The sequence below is a fragment of the Citrobacter amalonaticus genome (assembly GCF_002918555.1).
Taxonomy (GTDB): Bacteria; Pseudomonadota; Gammaproteobacteria; order Enterobacterales; family Enterobacteriaceae; genus Citrobacter_C; species Citrobacter_C amalonaticus_A.
The window spans coordinates 37,045-53,646 of record NZ_PQMB01000003.1 but is presented as its reverse complement, the minus strand read 5'-3'; the positions used below and the strand labels follow the sequence as shown (position 1 = coordinate 53,646).

The following is a 16,602-nucleotide window of genomic DNA, read 5'->3' as shown; positions in this document are numbered from 1 at the left end:
TCCGGCATAATCAATCTGCCAACGAAGGAGATCGCTATGCGTAAAGCCCGTTTTACTGAGCATCAGATCATCGCTGTGATTAAGTCGGTTGAAGCTGGACGAACCGTTAAAGATGTCTGCCGGGAGGCCGGTATCTCTGAAGCCACCTACTATAACTGGAAGTCCAGATACGGCGGCATGGAGGCTTCTGATATTAAAAAGATCAAGGATCTTGAGGACGAGAATCGGCGTCTCAAACAGATGTTTGCCGACCTGAGCCTTGAGAACCGGGCGCTGAAAGACGTTATCGAAAAAAAGCTTTAAAACCAGCCTGTAAGCGTGAGCTGGTCACTCATCTGATAACGACATTTGGACTCAGTATCCGTCAGGCCTGCCGGAGTCTGAACCTGAGCAGAACGGTTTACCATTACCGCCCGGATACCACACGTGACAAACCCGTTATTGTCGCGTTGCAGGTAGTGTCCGAGCGATACCCACGATACGGTTTTCCGAAACTTTTTCAGGTTTTGCGGCGGCAGGGATACCCGTGGAATCACAAAAGGATCCACCGTATTTACTGTCTGCTGAAGCTGAACTTTCGTCGTAAGGGCAAACAGCGGTTGCCGGTGCGTAATCCCTCGCCACTGGCCACACCGGAAGCGCTGAACCAGAGCTGGTCTGTCGACTTTATGCATGATGCCCTGATCTGTGGCCGTCGTTTTCGCACGTTCAATGTCGTTGATGACTTTAACCGTGAGGCGTTGTCGATTGAAATCGATCTGAATCTGCCAGCTCAGCGAGTGGTCCGTGTACTCGACAGGATCGCGGCAAATCGCGGGTATCCGGTCATGCTGCGCATGGATAACGGACTACCGTTTGAATCAACAGTTTTTGCGCACAAGGATCCTGCCATCTAATACAAAGGCGATGGTTCATTTTTGTATCCGATATCGCTCATCTCCTTTCGGCTTATAAATATGCTTACCATGACATACAAGGGTCCGAATGGCCCGACAGGACTTAACACAGCATTTTGGGAAACCATGGGCGTTGAGCATTATCTAATGGTCGCGATGCGCCTTACGGCCCGTTGAATCACGTCCCATGGCTTATTTCATAATACCCTTTGTAATCAATATCCTGCTTTACTATTGCATGCGCCACTCTGGCGACTTTTGTTGCTACAGCCGTCATGGCTTTTCTTTTCTGATCTGGCTTATCTCCATTTTCCCGAATATAACGTTCATATTTGTAGCGGAAGCTGTTTTCTCTCGTTCTTACGGCTACGGTGGCGGCAAGCCAGAAGGCATATCTTAATCGCGCATTTCCACGTTTCGACAATCTGTAACCACTGTGCTTTTGCCCGCTCTGGCTGGCGGAAAGATTAAAACCGCAAAAGTTGAGGTACTGCCGGTAATGAAGCCCGACATAACGATGAAGTTGTAATCTGAACGTGGTCACTGCCAGAGAATCTTCTGACAACGGTAATGCAATGGAATCCGCAGCAACATCATAGAGATGTTCAAGAAACTGCTTTTTATACTGTTTCCTGCCAACAACATCCCATGACTGTTTTACAAACAAATCCCGGTTCAATGATGTAATACAAGACGGTGTAGGGAATTGAAGTAAAAACTGACAGAACCACTCTGCCCGGGACATATGCAGAAATTGCTCAGCCTCAGGGAAATAAAGGGTCAGATAGTGGTTAACCAGGCTGTTCAGGCATCGGGTTCGAGCCAGAGTAACCTGATGGTATGTGTTTGATATCTCCTGTATATCGATAATGCCATTCGCCAGAGGATCATAAAATGGTGAAGATAATCCCTGTTCGAGCAAATACATAATGACACTGGCATCTTTGCGATCATTTTTATCCCATGTCTTAAACAGCATCTCACGAGCTCGCGCACATCTGACAGATGAAACAAGATGGCATTTTACTCCCTGCTTATGTAACCACCATGCAATGTTGCGGTGATAATCAGCTGTAGGTTCAAAGGCCGCGATAATATCATCATGGGGGGAAGCGGTGAGCGCAAGCAATCGGTTGAACCCTTCCAGTGTATTTTCAATACGCAGGTAAGATGTTCGTCCATCCGGGTGTCTAATTTTTGCATCATGAGCACTGGCTGAATGGGCAGAGAAACATGCAGTAAAACTGGAATTTATCCAGCCAGGTAAGCCGACGCAGAACGCTTTCATTGAGCGCTTTAACCGGACATACCGTACAGAAATACTCGATTTTTATCTGTTCAGAACGCTGAATGAAGTGCGGGAAATCACGGAGAAATGGTTGTCAGAATATAACTGTGAACGCCCGCATGAATCACTGAACAATATGACACCGGAGGAATACCGACAGCCCCATTATTTGGCCGGGATCTCAAAAAATGCATGGAACTAAAACGGGTCTATTTACACCTGTATTGGTCATCGTGCTGTTGCTGAGGTTAAAAGCTGGACTGAACCGAGTGAGGGTAATGGCGTTAAAATGACGGAAGTGACCTATACGTGGAAACTGGATGGCGTGCCGGGCTGGGTTGATAAAAATGCCTTCTCTGGCGTGAAAGGGATGTCTGAACCAGAAGAATCCAAAATTGTTCTGGTGAAGACCAATAAAGGTTGGCAAGCCCGGTAATTACAGGAAGAACGCTATGAACTCTATCTATTGGGTGCTTATCATCGGTCTGCTGATGAACATACCATCACTGACTCCGATGCTGTTTCTACATAAGATTTCAAAGAAGGTGAAGGTATCGCTGGCATTCAGACTGTTTCTGCTTAACGCTTTCTTGGTGCTGTCCCTTGTGACGCTATCGCAGAACACCACACAAAAATACGGGCTGTTTCCTGTATGGCTGGTCGTTGTTGCTATTGGGCTGTTTTTGGTCACACTGCTTCCAACGGTGAAATTCATTCGCAAGCATTTAACCGTAGGTAAAAGCAGGGCTGTTATCCTCTCATCATTCCTGATTGTCTATGCCGTCAGGTTTCATGGCGTGTTTTCAGATGTTAATGGAAGTGGATATACGATTAACGGCTACAATACAGTATGGACATTCTTCTTCCTGCTTGCCTTCCTGTTGGCTTATATCGGTTGTTCTGGGAATAGCAAAAACTGTGGGACATATATTTCTCCAGCCACTGTGCAGCCTAATGGTCATAAAGCCTATGCGCCCCAATCAGAGATTGATACCGATATTGCTGTGAAGGGGTCAAGTGTGTTATTCGATCCAAATCTAGATATTGTGGAACAACAGCGTTATCGGGATGCTATTGAAAAGCGAAATAATGATAGCTGGTAAGGCAACACTCTCTGATAATGTTGTGTTTAGACAATAGATTTAATAATGTATTGTGGTGTTTAAGTTTGAATGAAATTGAGTAGAATGGATACTGTATTCATTCTACTCAATACTTATGCAAAGATGACGTAATCAATATGTAATTGATGTTAATAATTTTGGTTTTTTAATTCCTCTATAATGGAACGCAAGATTTTTTTGATTTCATTAGTGTCCTTGTCATTATCCATTTTTCTTTTGTTGAAATCATCAAGGGATAGTAAATATCTGTCTGGCGATATGTTTTTTCTATTAAAGAATACATCCTCATTGGTTTTTATTATTAGTTGTAAAAAAAGTTCTCCATTCTCTCCTTTTGTTAGCGCCTTGTCGTTATCTATTGACATGTATATACTGGACTTATCATTGTAAGGCCCATAGACTTCAGTATTAATAATTAGTGAATATCCTAGGCTTTCTAGCGAGTTAATAACTAATTCATCATAATACTCTTTCTTTGACATATATTCTGAATTTTTCATAAAGAAAATGTCGGATTTGTTTTTTTCATGTTCTCCTATAGCGTCAGGGGTTAGTTCTTGGCTATCAAATAGCATTAAGATAAAATTCTTTAAATATTCTGTTGGTTTATAATACTGACCAGCGGCCTTACCCTTGTTAGGTTCAAAGATGAGTCCATTTGCATATAATTTGTTGATTGATTTTATTTCCCGTCCTTCTTGCGATTCAGTAATTTTTAATAATTGCTCCGCAGTGTTCTTGAATCCCTTAATATCAAAAATATCGTATATATATACTTTCTTCATGAAATTAATATCATAGACTGTGAGAGCACTTAGCATTGATATAAAATCAATTCTTTGCTCATCAGGAATATCACTTTTTGATATGTTTATTGCTAACTTAGAATAAAGGTGAGTCTTATTATCTTCGTCATCTTGCATGAATTTTTTAATCAAAAATGCCAAATTCGCTCTTGTGAATTTCTTTTCTGTATCGTCATCTAATTGCTCAATGCCCATGTATAACTCATATAATTTTTTCTTGTTCATCTCATCATAGAAATTTTTACTATTTATCACTAGCCCTTCTATTATAGATGAGACATTCCCAATGTATGGATCTAATAATAGTTTTCCTGTGTCTTTTACTAAGTAGCCAAAAATTTTAATCAGTGCTTTATTTTTATTGCTTATATTCATATGGACTCCTAAAAAACGGATGGAACTAGTTTGATATTATATCAAATATTATTATGCAATAAAGTTAAACTTTAGAATAATTTAGAGGTTATTCATTTTTATCGAATGATGATGGTTTCAATGATGGATAATTAACTCTTTTACCTGATACTATCGGAGAAGTCTGGGTATAGTCCAGAACATTATATTTTTTGTGTTGCTCTGCTTTCGGACGACTTGGAAAACGCCTGATCTCATCTGGTGTTGGACTATAACTGTCACTGTTAAATCTGGCACGTCTTTCATACTCAGCGCGTGATACATAGATGCCCAGCACTTCATCGAACACATAGTTTTCGGCTATACGCTTATCATGTTCAGCATCGACAGAAACGGGAACAGGTTTCTTCTTGGCCCAGACAAATTTTTCTTTGAAAAAATCGACAATGTAGGCCGTGAAACGTTTGAAAATACCATCCTGACGGGGTTTAACCTGCTTCCTCTTACTTTTAACAGGAGCGCGTTTAATCGCTCCAGTTGTTGGAGAAGAGGGGGTTTTCAGTTTAGTACGAGGTGATGGTGGGATCACCAGTGACGGTTTGGGGTCTCTGTTAGCCTGACTGACCTTATCAGGATTACGGTATGACTTCACAGCTGGTCTTCTCTGTGAAACTGGAGCCGGCTGAGTGGTAATGGCTTCTCTGCTGTTTGCTGTATTTGAGAGGGTATCAACCAATATAATCTCTTCTGGTTCAGCAAGAACAGCCACAGTAAAGCTTCTGACATCAACAACGATTTCAAGATCAAGTTCCCTGAATGTCTTATAGACTTCAACCGCTTCCAGTTTGGTAGCATCACGAACAGTCTGCTCTGCGGCTCTTTGTTCCTGAGCTGCTTTACTACACCATTTAGCGCTGTGGATACGTTTAATTGCAGGGCGATTTGTTTCAGCGGCTTTAGCAAGCCATAACGCTTTTTCTTCATTATCCAGAGTAACCGCTGCTTTCTCTAATGCTTCCTCATGCTGGGCTTGGAGAGAGCGATGGTCAATACGTTCTGACGAGCCAGCGGCAGCGAGGTAGCTGTTAGCCATAGATGCCCATGATTCACGCCACAACACAGACATTTTTCTGTCGTTCCAGCTTCTTTCTTTTTTACCAAAACCTTCCGGGCCTATGGTTTTTAATGTCAACATAACGTGAGCATGAGGATTATCGCTATCAAGATCATGAAACGCGATATCGGCAATCATGCCTTTATCAACGAAATTTTTCTGGCAGTATTCAAGAACAAGCTTTTTCTTGTCGTCATTGTTTAACTCGGCAGTAATGGCGACATGGAAATAACGGGATGTTTGACCATTACTTTGACGCTCAACTCGTTCTACTTCATTCCACAACTCTGTAGAGTCTTTTACAATATGTCGAGGAGCATTAACTGGTGCTAATATGAAATGCCCGCATAAATCAGTACGGCGGCTATAATCATATGTATCACCTTTTCTTTCATCGGTTATGCGTGTACGAGCATGATAAGCAGCCTTCGCAACGGAAGACTTACCTTCTGAACGTTTCACAATTTTAAAATCAAGATGAAAAATAGCCATACAATAAAAACAATCTCAATATAAATTTAAATATCAAACCAAAATATAAATCTCCAGTGCGACTATGCTGGTTTTAGTTTTTCGTAAGAAAAACTTTGGTGTTGACGTTGACCTTGTTTCCGAAGGAAACGGTGTTAGCCTGCGGCAGGCAACCGTCGGTAGACCCCACACACTGCGTAGCAGTGTATAGGTGGGCATTGCTTTATTTTTATATCTCCTAAAGGAGCTATAAATAACGACAATGTAAAAAGTTTTCTTACTCTTAATTAATAACACTAGTTCCAGTATCTGTTAACTTAACAGGGTAAGAATCGGATGAACGGCTGAGGTAGGATAATAATATTGCATTTTTGTGTTTTAGATAACGCCCGTAAGGGCAAAAGAATTTATTTTCACTCCCGCCGTAAGGAGGGAAAGTGAAATTTAGATAAAACAGTGAAAATAGCAGACACTTTTCCATGTTGCACAATTCACAGGTTAAGAACAGAAAGCAGAGACTAAAAACAGCAAGTGAATTTTTTTTCATTGTTCTGATAAAATAAGTAACGGGGAGAGTATCAGGTATTTTACGTTAGTGGTTGCACTCGTCTGTGTTGCAAAATTTTATTTTTGGCTTACTGGTGTGTTGTTTTTAAAACCAAAACACTATTTTTCGGGATAAATCCCATCATTAACAGGGAAAGCCTGTTCGGCAACTGATTGTCTGGAACAATCATCTAGCGCTGCTCAACCTTCTGCCTATGGTTTGACCTTTTCCTTTTTTAATTGTATTTCATGTTTTTAACAACTAAAAGGTGAAGTAATTATGAGTGATAATGATAAAAACAGAAAGCCAAGAACAGAAAAAAGCATTAACCAAAAAATAGCATCAGCGCAGATGCGTTTGAATCGCCTCAAGACCAAAGAGAAATATTTGTCCAAGAGTGCTGAGACACGCCTGAAGATCATCCTTGGTGCTGAAGTAGCTAAAGCTGTGGGCTGTAAAGTAGACGAAGTGGATAAAGAGTTAATATTAGGACTGATATTACAATCATCGAATATTAGCATTGAAGATAAAGCAAGATTAAAATTACGAGGAAAAAGGTTTCTTGAGGATATGGTTGGGAGGCAGAAGTGAAGTACCTATAGCCGTGAGAAACCTCATTAATAACCAGTGAGCCGATCGATCCAGAGTGAATAAAATATAAATAAAAATGCTATTATCTAACTCTGGCTCTTTTATAGGAAAAAGCGATGGGGAAAGGTGTGTCAGCTAATGGCAAACTTTTAAAATTCTCTCTGGTTGTTATATACCTTGACCTGACATTCAGAAATATAACATGAGATATAAAATAGATAAGGTGTCAGGAACTTGGTTTGATTCTACAGAATTTTATGGAGAATTAAATTGATTTTTGATTGGTGGTTATGATGATTTTTTAAATCAGTTAAATAAAATTGATAATCGATGTTTAATATTATATATATTGGGAGTTGTTTACAGTCCAATGTGCTAATTGCGTTGCCTCTTAAGAGAAAAGGAAGGGCCGAAAGGCCCTTTGCCTAAACATGAGGTTAGTCCATTAGTGGTGTTAATAATTTATCCAAATCTTCATCATCTTTTATCATCCAGCGACAAAATGCAGAGTAAGGATAAGATTTTTTAATCATAACTTTTATTTTTTCTATGGCGTTTTCTTTGTCTTCATCTGTAGAGTCTTCGCTATAATATACAATCATGTGCTGTGTTAGCTTATGTGTGGTTTGGACTACTTGTGTTCGTAGAGAACGTGCTGTAAGCCGTTTATTGATGGTATTATCATTATTGTAAATATCGTTTAGTAGTTTTGCTGTTTCAAATGTTTTTTCATCACAAAACTGTGGTGTGATAATAAACTCTTTAGCTTTTGGAGAAAATCCGGGAGTTAGCTTTACTCTATCCCAAACGCTTATTGAACAACAATCAAGAAGATTTTTATATTTTGTCAGCTTTATATTATTGCATCGTGAACATACTAAATATAGATTAGTCCATGAGAATTTTTTAGTTACATCACCCATGTGAGGAACAAAATGCTCAATATTTATATCCAATGGTTTCTTCGTTTCACATAAATAACATTTTTCATGAAAGCATTCTTGTAGAGCTGAATGAACATCATCGCCATCATAGTTTTTATTGCCTGCCAGCGAAGCAGGGGCAGGTATTGATCTTATCACATTAAACATAGTTCTCTCCCTACTCACTAATACTTTTCTTTTTCTTGATTAGTTTTAATTGTGCTGAGTCAAGGAAAGCTTGAATATTATCGCTCATATTATCCTTATTAGATGCCAAAGATGATATAGTTTCTTCTAATTCAAAGATATTTTCTTTGCTTATATTTTGGACTAAATTTTCTATATGTGTAAGCTTATCTGTTAATGCATGAGAATCTGGTTGAACGCCAAAAATTTCTTCCATTACTACACCATAAGAATAAGAAGAAACATCTATGATTTGCTCATTAGCTGTAAGATCATAAATAACAGAATCTGTCACTGACGTAACTACAAAAGGAGAGTGAGTTGTCACAATAAATTGAATTTTTGGAAACGATTTAATGAAAAATCTTAATATTTGTTTTTGTAATGACACATGTAGATGAGCATCAATTTCATCAATAAAAATAATTCCCTGTATATTATCAGGAGAGACCCCCCACATTTCGACTCTCATTATTAAATCAGTATAGATACTTAGTATTGAAGAGTATCCAGCTGATAACGTCTGAAAGGTATATCTGTCCTTGCCATCTTGATTTAAATAAAACTTCTCATCTTTTGTATCAAACTCTAGAACTAAATGTGGATCTTCAAATAATGAGCGTAGATCTAACTGTATCTTGTCAAACCATAGGTTAATACGTTTTGCTTCATTTTCATCTTTATCGAAAGCTATTGCATAGCTTTGGTTTTTCTTTAAACTCAATAAATAGCTTTCAAAAAATTGACTGCCATCTTTATCATTAGGGAAATGCTTATTTTCCTCAATAAGAACAGAGTGTTTTGGCGCTTGATTTGGTGATGAGATTGCGGATTGTCTGTCTTGTAGCACTATGGAATCTGAGCAAAGATCGAATGTCTTTGTTGTCAATAGAATCTGTTTCGATATTAAAATTATTAATTTCTTCTAATCTAGCTTTATTTTTCTCTAACTCATTCTTATAGTAATTGTAATGTCCGCCATCTCGCCCAATGTTTTCCATTTGGCGTTTGTAATTATCTATCTGATTCATCAAATATTCGATGCTATTATTATTAGGGTCATCTATTCCCTTTTTTAAATAGTTATAAATGGCTGTTATGAAACTTGTTTTTCCACAACCATTACCACCGGTGATAATCAGACTTCTTCCATCCAACTGTATATTAACTTTTTTTCTAGAGTATGGGATTGGTATATTTATTTTAGAAATGCTACAAAGCATACAATGTCCTTTATGAAGATAGATGTGAGTAGATCAGAAATTTGAAAATTTTACCATCTTTTTTCTTAATTGAAACGGTATGGAACCAAAATTAACCTATTAATTCGATCCATGATATGAACGCTCTCAGTTTTACCTACTGAATCAAGGTTCACTAAAGCATAAGTGTGGCTTATATCTAACAGAGGGAATTATAGTTTACCATAGAATTATTCTGCTTTGACGGAGTTAGGCGCTGTGCAATACCACGACCATACATCCATCAATGCAACACGTTTAGGCCACAATGTCCCACGTTGACATGCTGCTTCAGTCTTATCTGCCAACTGGTGAGCTAAGGCATGTTCAATGACTTCACGTTGAGTACCGGATTTTTCACCTGCCCAATCTCGGCATGTTGACCTAAATCCATGCAGTATTTTCATTATCACGCCGCTAGAGCCTTAAATTTCTGTTTCTGAACATAATCACCCCACCATTGCATTAGTGTTGCTCGTTCTGCTAGATACTCGGCACGATTATAAGCGGCTATGATTTCGTTGTTCTTAGTATGAGCTAAGGCTGATTCAAGCACCTCTGTTCTAAATTTACCACTTTCTTCAGCAGCCGTTCTTGCTATAGAGCGCATTCCGTGAGCAACCAGTTCACCACCGAATCCCATACGGATAATTGCAGCATTGGCTGTTTGTTCATGCATGTGGTTAAGAGGGGCCTTAATACTTGGGAAAACCCACTCTCTATGACCACTGATCGGTTTAATTGACTCAAGAATGCGCATAGCTTCTTTGCTCAGAGGAATCTTGTGAGGGCGCTTCATCTTCATGAACTCACCGGGGATATTCCAGAACCGATTATCTTCGTCTATATCACTCCAACGAGCACGGACTGCTTCTCCCGGACGAACCCACGTAAGGAGCTGCCACTCAATTAGAAGACGTGTTTCGAGCCGTATGGAAGCGTTAGATATGGCGAGCATGAACCGGGGGAGTTCATTCGGTGGTAAAGCTGGCATGTTTTGCTTCTTGGGTTTACTGAATCGCTGACCGAGGTTATCAGCAGGATTAAACTCAATAAGTTCTTCTGTCGCAGCCCAACGGAAAATTTCATTTAGACGTGAAATGATGCGGCGCAGGGTTTCCAATACGCCTCGTTGTTCTATGGGGTCAAGGTGTTGTTTTAAGAGCTTGGGACGGATCTCTTTGATAGGAACGTTGCCTAAACCGGGGAAGACATTTCGTTCAAGGCTCCGCCAGATGTCTTCTGCGTGGTCTGGAGAGATAACAGAGGTCTTAACCTTCTCATCTAACCATTTCCTAGCAACCGCCTGCAGCGTGTGCTCAGTAGCATCCTTAAGGGCGTTGGCTTTATCGTTGTTGTGAATCTGCGGATCGATATTATTTGCAAGCAACGACAAGTATTCATCACGTAAGGCTCTGGCTCTTGCAAGGGTAAGGTGAGGATATGTCCCAAGGCTCATTTTGGTTCTTTTCTTGCTCACTGGTACTGCATACCTGAAATACCAATTTTTCTTGCCTCCTTTCGCCAAAGGAGCGATTCGTAGAATCAAACCATCACCGTCAAACAAGTTGATTTCTTTATCGGCTGGCTTGGTACTTTTGATTTCAGTGTCAGTGAGCTTCTTAGCGATTTTTGCCATTTTGGGGCCCTCGGTTTTTGGACCCTTCTTAGTGGGTCCCATTCAGGGTGCCATAACTCGTAGTTCTCAGCAATTCTCACTGGACGACAATAGACGTAAAAAAGCCCGCAGAGCTTGTGCTGTGCGGGCTTAGTAGACTTCATTGTACTTCAAACAACTAAAAAGTGGTGGAGCTGGCGGGAGTTGAACCCGCGTCCGAAATTCCTACATCCTCGGTACTACATGCTTAGTCTGTCTTTACATTCGCCTGGCACCTGCGGACGGACACGCCACTACCAGACTAGCCTGATTAGTTTTAACGCTTCAACCCCAGGCAGGGCATCCACGCGATCTCTTTTGGGTTTGACCTCTCTTTGATCCCCGTCTTAAGAGCGGAAGCTAGGGAGAGAGGGCTCAGAGCAGGTTATTAAGCTGCTAAAGCGTAGTTTTCGTCGTTTGCGACTATTTTTTGCGGCTTTTTACGAGGCCAACCGCCCCTCGGCATGCACCTTGGGTTTCGCAAATCCCGTCGAATCCAGAATCAGCCCCAATGTGTCAGAGCGAGTATAACAGACTTGTGACACGCGTGACCAGCCCCCAGTCCCGCTAATCCTCAACCATTTACCGCTCGCGTAGCGCTTCTTTTGCCCGATTGAACGGTTTGATTAAATAGTCGACGATAGTTTTTTCACCTGTTTTTATATCCACTGTCGCAATCATCCCCGGCACAATGGAAAAACGGCGCCCCAGTTTGTTTTGCAGATAGTCCTGATGCGTACGAATAAAAACACGATAGTAAAATATTTCTGGCTTCGCTTTATCCTGAATTGTGTCCGGGGAGATGGTTTCCACCACACCTTCAAGCCCGCCGTAGATGGCGTAATCGTAGGCAGTGATTTTCACCAGCGCCCGCTGGCCCGGATGAATGAACGCAATATCACGCGGCGACAGGCGGGTTTCAATCAGCAGATGATCGTCGACCGGTACTATCTCCATCATCTCGCCGTTGGGCGGAATAACGCCGCCAATGGTCGTGACCTGGATATTTTTCACAATGCCGCGCATCGGCGAGCGTAAGGTTAATCGGGTTACTGAATCTTCTCGCCCCTTCAGGATGGAGGAAAGCATGTCGACTTCTGCGTTTGCTTTAGAAAGCGCTTCGCGTGCCTGGACATAGTACTGCGAGCGCAGGTCGGTAATTTTTAATCCCAGATCGCTTCTTTGCCGCTGTAGGCGCAGCACTTCCACGTGGCTGGCGGCCCCGCTTTTTTCCAGCCGCTGAGTGATGGCCAGCTCTTTATTGACAGACACCAGTGCATCCCGCAGTTCAGCCTCGGTATCTGCAAGCTGTGCCCGGCGGCTTTTGTAGAGTCGGGTTTCGGAAGCGATGAGCTCCGGCCAGCCTTTTAACGATGCAGGGAAACTCAGTGGCAGATCGTTAACTTCGGCGTTCAGCCTGATGCTGGAGGCCAGCGAAGCCCGGTATTTGGCCGCGCTTTCTCCAACGTTGGATTCGGAACGGGTAGGATCGAGCCGCGCGACGATCTGATTTGCCTGAACTTTGTCACCCTCACGCACCGTCAGTTCAGCAAGGATCCCACCGTCCAGCGACTGTAAAACCTGCTCGCGGGAACTGGGGATCACTTTGCCATTGCCCGTGGAGACTTCATCCAGCTTGCCGAACCATGCCCAGACCGCAAAGATGATAAACAGCAGCGTGCAGAGCAGAATAATACGGCTTGCGCCGGAAAATTCACTTTCACGACGCATGTCGAGGTCTTCCATTGCGGCATCATGCGGATTGGTTTTCATTTTTCCACTCCCGACCGTTGGCCTGTGCCGGAGCACGTGCGCCGCTAAGCGCCTGCGCTTTTGGGGCATCCATCACCAGCTGTCCCTCTTTCAGTACCACCACACGTTCGACCAGCTCCAGTACCGGAACGCGGTGAGTGGCGACAATCAGCGTGCGGTTGCCAAGCCATTGGTTTAGCCGCTGGATAAACTCCCGCTCCGTATGTTCGTCCAGCGAGGCGCTGGGTTCGTCGAGCAGCACGATATTGGGCGAGCGCAGCAGCATCCGCGCCAGCAGGATCGACTGTCGCTGCCCGCCCGATAGTCCGTTTCCACCCTCCATTACCGGGTGGTCCAGCCCTTTAGAGAGGCGTTTGACGAAAGCTGCCGCGCCGCTCACCTCCAGCACCGCAAAAATCTGCTCGTCGCTGGCGTGCGGCGCGCCGAGGGTCAGGTTTTCGCGCAGGGTGCCGAAAAAGAGCCGTGCGTTCTGGCTGAGAAAACCGATATTGCGCCGCAGATCGGCCATATCGATTTGCGTCAGGCTAAGGTTATCGAGGCGAACATCACCCTGAATAAGCTCCACGCCTCCCGCCATCGCCTGTAGCATGGTTGATTTACCCGCCCCGTTACGCCCGAGGATGGCCACCCGCTCGCCGGGGGTAATTTCCAGCCGCGAGATACGCAGCGGAACGCGCTGATCGTCATTGTGATAGCGGAAATGAGCGTTTTCGAAGAGGTAGTGGCCGTGGAAGATCTCCTGATGCACCAGGCTCTCGTCGCGCTGCGTTTCGGTGGGTAATTGCATAATACTGTCCAGCCCCATTTTGGCGGCCTTGACCTGTTGCCAGCGTGCCAGTACGCCGCACAGGTTAGCCATTGGCGCTATCATGCGGGAGCCGAGCATCGACGCCGCCACTACCGAGCCTGTGGTCATCGTGCCTTCAATCACCATGGGGGCGCCAAACATGATCACTGCCGCATACACCAGACTTTGCACCGACATTCCCCAGCCAATCAGCCCCTGCGTCAGCTTGCGGGTGCGTAATCCCGACTCCCCGGTAATGCGGATATAGCTGTTCCATTGTTGCAGAAAGCGGTTCTCTGCCTGCATCAGCTTGATATCCTCCAGGCCCTGCACGCTCTCAACCAGCACGGCATTACGCAGTGTTGATTCATGCGCCGCCTGATTAGCGAGGACGGCCAGTTTCTTCTGTAACAGCAGCCCTGGCAGGATCATCAACAGTGCGGCGACCGGCGCTATCCAAGCCAGCGGCGGGGCAATAATCGCCAGTACGACAATAAACAGGAAGAAAAAGGGCAGATCGACAATCGTCGACATAGTCGAGGAGGTGATCATCTCGCGGATCTGCTCCAGCTCACGTAACTGGGAGATAAAGCTGCCGGTAGAGCGGGGGACCGCGCTGTTGCGCAGACGCAGGGCGTGGCCGAAAACACGGTCGGAGATCCGCATATCGGCGCGCTTGCCGAGCACATCCATAATATGAGTGCGCGCTTCCCGAAGCAGAAAGCCGAACAGCACCGCCACCAGTACGCCGGTGGAGAGGACGTACAGCGTTGGATAAGACTGAGCGGGGATCACCCGATCGTACACCTGCATCGAAAAAACGATTCCGGCAAGAGACAACACGTTGATCAGAAAGGCGGCGACCATGACCGGCAGATAGGGGCGAAGATCCTGTAACACCAGTTCACGCATCCAGTCAGGTTTAAAGCGTGAAACATAGCTGTCTACCCGGCTGTCTTTTAGCGCTGATAATGGCCGCAGCGCCGCAACGCAGGCAATTTCTGGCAACAGTTCGGCGAGACTCAGGCGATTGCGTTGTCCTTCTTCCTCAATGACAAAAATATCCAGTGCGTCCTCGCCGTTAAAATGTTCAATGACGATCAGTTGTCCATCCTTCAGTTCGGCAATGATGGGCAGCCGCCACTGGCTGAACGTCTGGCCGGAGGCGTTCCCGCTGTGGAAGGAGAGCCCGGCCTGACGAGCAAGCTGCGTTAACGCGAGGGTTTTATTCTTCCCCTGAAACCAGGGCGCACTGGCCTGGATCGTGCCGGGAGAGCAGGCCAACCGGTAGTGGCGGGCAATGTGCGCAATCGCCCGTGCCCACTGGCTCAGCGCACGATCGTCGATGGTTGCTTCTGTCTCTGGTGCGGCGCGGGTCATGGTTGTATCTCCACGGACTGAATGCGGCGATTGTTTAACGTAAATGCCTGACGCAGCGTGCCGGTATTGTAGAGGCAGTTCAGCTGCAGCTGGCGGAGCTGGCTCTGGGTCTGCAACTCGGCGAAACGCGCCTGATACACTTCCTGCTCTGCGTTAAGTACGTCGAGCAGCGGGCGGGAGCCCAGATCCAGATACTGCTGTTGATAAAGTTCGCGGGTGCGTTCACTCAGCTGTTGCTGGCGGCGAAGAATTTGTAGTGCGGTTGCCAGACTCATGGCCTGGCTGCGCGATTCCAGTAATTTCTGACGAACGTCCAGTCGGGTGCGCTGGATGGTGGATTGCGCTGATTCCACCGCATGGCTGGCGGCGTTGCGTCGGGCGGTAAGCCCGCCGCCCTGATAAAGCGGCATCTCCACCTTTACCCAGGTGGAGTACTGCGTTTTATCCAGCACGTCGTGGCTGGGATACTTGTCGTTGAGGTAGTGCTGGACGGACGGCTCCAGCGAGATTGTGGGCGTCATCTGCGCGTTGGCGTAGTCCAGATTGGCCTGCGCAACGTTGGCCTGCGCCCAGGCGGCGAGCACTGCGGGTACCAGGCGATCGTCCGGTTTGGCGATATCGCAGCTGCTGTCGAGTTTTGCCGGGAACGCATTGCTGATGCCGTTAAGCGAATTCCACCCCAGCCAGCTCATTAACGAGGCTTTGCTGCTGTCAAGATTGGCCTGATACTGTGCCAGTTGAGAACGTGCCGACTCAATACGGGCATCGGTTTGCACCACATCTGAGAGAGAGGTTGCCCCTTCGTCGTTACGTTCGCGGGTCAGCTTGCCAATGCCGTTCAGGGCGACGAGCTGCTCTTCGGCGGCATCGACCATCTGCTGCCACGTTTGCACCTGAACCATTGCCGTCGCCGTTTCGTGGGCGACAGTATCAATGCTCAGTAAGACATTTGCCTGCTGCTGAGCCGCCCCGGCGGTCTCGGCGCGAACCTGGCTTGAAACCTTGCCAAAGTCATACAGCATTTGCGACACCGAGAGCACCAGCGACGGGCTGTAGCCGTGGTCAGTGTAGGTGTTGCTGTAGCCGTTGTTCATTCCCGCGGTGACCTGCGGGTAGTATCTGGATTTCGCAACGTCGATCTGTTCATTCTGCGACAGGAGTTTGCCGATGGCTTCGCGAATAGAAGGGTGCCAGTTAACGGCACGGTTTACCGCGTCGTTAACGGTGAGATTTCCCGGCGCGGCGGCGCTGAGGGGTAACTCAGCGGCAGAACCATCCAGCGACGGTAGCGTCTGATCGGATGCCAGCCCCTCGGAGGTAATCACTTGCGGTTCATCTTCAGCCTCAGCCCCTGCGCAACAGAGGGCTGATGCCAACAGTAAAGCGACAGGCATGACTTTTCCCATATCTAATCCCTTTCAAAATACAGCAGTTACGGCTGTTGCCCCGGACGTCGTAGCGTCC

General features: G+C 45.2%; 11 protein-coding genes, 1 other RNA gene and 5 pseudogenes. 5 read left to right on the top strand and 12 right to left on the bottom strand.

Going from position 1 to position 16,602, the window contains the following annotated elements; genetic code table 11:
• Nucleotides 1-36: 36 nt before the first annotated feature.
• A pseudogene (locus tag C3432_RS12780) lies at nucleotides 37-875 on the top strand (IS3 family transposase); the annotation flags it as partial.
• Between the two features lie 199 nt (nucleotides 876-1,074).
• Here C3432_RS12780 and C3432_RS12775 read toward each other — a convergent pair.
• A pseudogene (locus C3432_RS12775) lies at nucleotides 1,075-2,103 on the bottom strand (IS110 family transposase); the annotation flags it as partial.
• Nucleotide 2,104: 1 nt separating this feature from the next.
• Here C3432_RS12775 and C3432_RS12770 point away from each other — a divergent pair.
• The 3 genes and pseudogenes from C3432_RS12770 to C3432_RS12760 form a co-directional block, all read left to right on the top strand.
• A pseudogene (locus tag C3432_RS12770) lies at nucleotides 2,105-2,386 on the top strand (integrase core domain-containing protein); the annotation flags it as partial.
• A gap of 18 nt (nucleotides 2,387-2,404) precedes the next feature.
• Nucleotides 2,405-2,620 (top strand): annotated as a pseudogene (locus tag C3432_RS12765) (DNA-directed RNA polymerase subunit beta); the annotation flags it as partial.
• Nucleotides 2,621-2,636: 16 nt separating this feature from the next.
• Entirely contained in the window at nucleotides 2,637-3,287 is a 651-nt protein-coding gene (locus tag C3432_RS12760; RefSeq protein ID WP_103777002.1) for a hypothetical protein, read from the top strand.
• Between the two features lie 149 nt (nucleotides 3,288-3,436).
• Here the strand turns inward: C3432_RS12760 and C3432_RS12755 are convergent, their stop codons facing one another.
• Nucleotides 3,437-4,489 carry a hypothetical protein gene (locus C3432_RS12755; RefSeq protein ID WP_103777001.1) on the bottom strand — a complete coding sequence of 351 codons (1,053 nt, stop codon included), beginning with the start codon at nucleotides 4,487-4,489 and terminating at the stop codon, nucleotides 3,437-3,439.
• Between the two features lie 88 nt (nucleotides 4,490-4,577).
• The gene (gene mobQ / locus C3432_RS12750) at nucleotides 4,578-6,074 is read right to left on the bottom strand and encodes a MobQ family relaxase (protein WP_103777000.1); all 1,497 of its coding nucleotides are present in this window, start codon (nucleotides 6,072-6,074) and stop codon (nucleotides 4,578-4,580) included.
• Nucleotides 6,075-6,879: 805 nt separating this feature from the next.
• Between mobQ and C3432_RS12745 the strand changes: the two genes are divergently transcribed.
• Nucleotides 6,880-7,191, top strand: coding sequence for a conjugal transfer protein TraD (locus C3432_RS12745; protein ID WP_103776999.1), 312 nt, complete (start codon nucleotides 6,880-6,882; stop codon nucleotides 7,189-7,191).
• Between the two features lie 437 nt (nucleotides 7,192-7,628).
• On the opposite strand, the gene C3432_RS12740 is transcribed toward C3432_RS12745, so the two are convergent.
• The 9 genes and pseudogenes from C3432_RS12740 to C3432_RS12705 form a co-directional block, all read right to left on the bottom strand.
• Nucleotides 7,629-8,282: a hypothetical protein gene (locus C3432_RS12740; RefSeq protein ID WP_103776998.1), complete on the bottom strand. Its 654-nt coding sequence runs from the start codon at nucleotides 8,280-8,282 to the stop codon at nucleotides 7,629-7,631.
• A gap of 10 nt (nucleotides 8,283-8,292) precedes the next feature.
• Nucleotides 8,293-9,150 (bottom strand): AAA family ATPase, encoded by an 858-nt coding sequence (locus C3432_RS12735; protein ID WP_258041612.1) that lies wholly within the window; start codon nucleotides 9,148-9,150, stop codon nucleotides 8,293-8,295.
• Nucleotides 9,083-9,523 carry an AAA family ATPase gene (locus tag C3432_RS27985; RefSeq protein ID WP_258041611.1) on the bottom strand — a complete coding sequence of 147 codons (441 nt, stop codon included), beginning with the start codon at nucleotides 9,521-9,523 and terminating at the stop codon, nucleotides 9,083-9,085. Before C3432_RS27985 ends, C3432_RS12735 begins: the two co-directional genes overlap by 68 nt.
• Before the next feature lie 209 nt (nucleotides 9,524-9,732).
• Nucleotides 9,733-9,936, bottom strand: a pseudogene (locus tag C3432_RS27980) (integrase); the annotation flags it as partial.
• Nucleotides 9,937-9,950: 14 nt separating this feature from the next.
• Nucleotides 9,951-11,180 carry an integrase domain-containing protein gene (locus tag C3432_RS12725; RefSeq protein WP_103777856.1) on the bottom strand — a complete coding sequence of 410 codons (1,230 nt, stop codon included), beginning with the start codon at nucleotides 11,178-11,180 and terminating at the stop codon, nucleotides 9,951-9,953.
• A 165-nt stretch (nucleotides 11,181-11,345) separates the two neighbouring features.
• Nucleotides 11,346-11,708: a transfer-messenger RNA gene (gene ssrA / locus C3432_RS12720) on the bottom strand.
• Nucleotides 11,709-11,780: 72 nt separating this feature from the next.
• The gene (locus C3432_RS12715) at nucleotides 11,781-12,944 is read right to left on the bottom strand and encodes an HlyD family efflux transporter periplasmic adaptor subunit (RefSeq protein WP_103777855.1); all 1,164 of its coding nucleotides are present in this window, start codon (nucleotides 12,942-12,944) and stop codon (nucleotides 11,781-11,783) included.
• Nucleotides 12,945-12,951: 7 nt separating this feature from the next.
• Nucleotides 12,952-15,138 carry a type I secretion system permease/ATPase gene (locus C3432_RS12710; RefSeq protein WP_103776997.1) on the bottom strand — a complete coding sequence of 729 codons (2,187 nt, stop codon included), beginning with the start codon at nucleotides 15,136-15,138 and terminating at the stop codon, nucleotides 12,952-12,954.
• Nucleotides 15,135-16,544, bottom strand: a complete 1,410-nt coding sequence (locus tag C3432_RS12705; RefSeq protein WP_103776996.1) for a TolC family outer membrane protein — start codon at nucleotides 16,542-16,544, stop codon at nucleotides 15,135-15,137. The genes C3432_RS12710 and C3432_RS12705 overlap by 4 nt, the downstream gene beginning before the upstream one ends.
• Nucleotides 16,545-16,602: the final 58 nt, after the last annotated feature.

Excerpts from the sequence above, each read along its gene's own strand:
- C3432_RS12760 (WP_103777002.1), top strand. The coding sequence starts at position 2,637 with ATGAACTCTATCTATTGGGTGCTTATCATCGGTCTGCTGATGAACATA.
- C3432_RS12755 (WP_103777001.1), bottom strand. The coding sequence starts at position 4,489 with ATGAATATAAGCAATAAAAATAAAGCACTGATTAAAATTTTTGGCTAC.
- mobQ (WP_103777000.1), bottom strand. The coding sequence starts at position 6,074 with ATGGCTATTTTTCATCTTGATTTTAAAATTGTGAAACGTTCAGAAGGT.
- C3432_RS12745 (WP_103776999.1), top strand. The coding sequence starts at position 6,880 with ATGAGTGATAATGATAAAAACAGAAAGCCAAGAACAGAAAAAAGCATT.
- C3432_RS12740 (WP_103776998.1), bottom strand. The coding sequence starts at position 8,282 with ATGTTTAATGTGATAAGATCAATACCTGCCCCTGCTTCGCTGGCAGGC.
- C3432_RS27985 (WP_258041611.1), bottom strand. The coding sequence starts at position 9,523 with ATGCTTTGTAGCATTTCTAAAATAAATATACCAATCCCATACTCTAGA.
- C3432_RS12725 (WP_103777856.1), bottom strand. The coding sequence starts at position 11,180 with ATGGCAAAAATCGCTAAGAAGCTCACTGACACTGAAATCAAAAGTACC.
- C3432_RS12715 (WP_103777855.1), bottom strand. The coding sequence starts at position 12,944 with ATGGAAGACCTCGACATGCGTCGTGAAAGTGAATTTTCCGGCGCAAGC.
- C3432_RS12710 (WP_103776997.1), bottom strand. The coding sequence starts at position 15,138 with ATGACCCGCGCCGCACCAGAGACAGAAGCAACCATCGACGATCGTGCG.
- C3432_RS12705 (WP_103776996.1), bottom strand. The coding sequence starts at position 16,544 with ATGGGAAAAGTCATGCCTGTCGCTTTACTGTTGGCATCAGCCCTCTGT.